The organism is Kocuria sp. CCUG 69068 (assembly GCF_020833785.1).
Taxonomy (GTDB): domain Bacteria; phylum Actinomycetota; class Actinomycetes; order Actinomycetales; family Micrococcaceae; genus Kocuria; species Kocuria rosea.
In genome coordinates, this window is the sequence record NZ_PDDL01000227.1 from 1 (window position 1) to 1,659 (window position 1,659).

Consider the following 1,659-nt stretch of genomic DNA (forward strand, 5'->3'; position numbering starts at 1 on the left):
AAGCCCGGTGCCGGCGGAATCGTCCACGCCGACCACGGGGTCCAATTCACCTCGTGGGTGTTCACGCAGAAGATCCGCTCGGCCGGACTGCTGCCCTCGTTCGGCACCGTCGGCGACGGCCTCGACAATGCCATGATGGAGATGCTCCTATCGGAGTCAAGAGGGCATCGGGGATGCTTCGAGGACGCGAAACACGTGGCGGGCGTAGTAGCGCTTGAGACAGCGCATCGCCTCGCGCTTGGTCTTGCCCTCGGCGATCCGGCGGGCGAGGTAGGCCTTGGTGGGTGGATGAACCTTCGTGCGGATCAACACGGCCTGGTGCAGGGCGCGGTTGAGCTGACGATCCCCGCCGCGAGAAAGCCGGTGGCGGGTCTGGGTCTGCCCCGAGGTGGCCTCCAACGGGGCGGCGCCGGCCAAACGGGCGAAGGCGGCTTCGCTGCGGCAGCGCCCGGGGTGGGACCAGGAGATCAGGATCTGGGCGGCGAGCAGGGTGCCGATGCCGGGTTCCTCCAGGAGGCGGGGCGACATGGCCTTGACCAGCGGCAGCATCGCGGCTTCGAGTTCCTCGCATTCGCGGGTCAGCTCCGTGATGCGCGTGGCCGTGCTGCGCAACGACAGCTTGGTCGCGGCCAGCTCAGGGTCGGTGGCGGTATCGGGGCGCAGTCGCTGGCACCGGGTGAGCAACTGTCCCAACGGACGACCACGCAGTTCGGCGCGCAGGTCCTCAGGAGCGGTGACAACGAGGGCTTTGAGGATGTTGATCGCCGCCACGCGGGCGAGCTTGGCGCTGTCACGGGCGACGATCAACGTGCGCAGCCCTTCGCGGGCACCGCGGGAACGTGGGGTGGACCAGTTCGAACGCCCCAGGCTTTCCCTGGCCGCACGGACCGCGTCAAGCGTGTCGGATTTCGCGCCGTCCTTGGTGGCCCGCTTGGTGGGGTGGTCGAACTCGATGACGAACTCCCCGGCCTCAGCCAGTGCGGTGGCCAGGCCCGCGCCGAAGCTGCCGCTGGATTCGATCGCCCATGCCCTCCGGGAAGGGCTCGAGTAGCCTCCTGCCCATCGTTGCGCGGCCCGGTAACCCCGCCCCGTGGCCGGGAAGGTCTTGGCTGCCAGCTCGCCTTGGGTCTTGGCGCATACGACCGCGGCCGTGATGCGATCTCGGTCGGGATCCACGCCAATGACGTGTTCCACCAGGTCTTCCAACATGATGTCCTCCATTCACTCGACGGTGGCCGCCGGCGAATGAGGCAGGACTGTGATGAGTCACCCGAGGGGACAAGCTCCTGATCAAGCCATCGGTAGTCGGCGGGCGACGAGCGGACATATCTCTCAATGAGGACACCGAACGGGGTCGGTCATTCTGTGAGTCACACCCGTCGACACCACCTTGCCGCGCGGCATGCATCCAGCGTCACAATCCTTCTGGTCGACGATGCAGATCGAACTGCTGAACCGTCGGAAGTGGAAGACCCGGATCGAGCTGGCGAACGCGATCTTTGAGTACATCGAAGTGTTCTACAACCGACGCCGCCGACACTCCGCACTCGAGTACGCCACCCCGCACGAATACGACCTCGCTCGAACGCCGCAGGCACTCACCACCGCTGGAAGCTAGCGACCACGACTGGCAACCAAACCATAGGTCAGGTCAACCTG

The 1,659-nt window shown here is 66.2% G+C and carries 1 protein-coding gene and 2 pseudogenes; 2 read left to right on the top strand and 1 reads right to left on the bottom strand.

The features are described from left to right. Positions 1–153: pseudogene (locus CRM73_RS19160) on the top strand (IS3 family transposase); the annotation flags it as partial. A gap of 3 nt (positions 154–156) precedes the next feature. On the opposite strand, the gene CRM73_RS19165 reads toward CRM73_RS19160, so the two are convergent. Next, positions 157–1,221 (bottom strand): transposase, encoded by a 1,065-nt coding sequence (locus CRM73_RS19165; RefSeq protein ID WP_229588795.1) that lies wholly within the window; start codon positions 1,219–1,221, stop codon positions 157–159. 196 nt (positions 1,222–1,417) lie between these two features. Between CRM73_RS19165 and CRM73_RS19170 the strand changes: the two are divergent. Then, positions 1,418–1,618 (top strand): annotated as a pseudogene (locus CRM73_RS19170) (IS3 family transposase); the annotation flags it as partial. Positions 1,619–1,659: the final 41 nt, after the last annotated feature.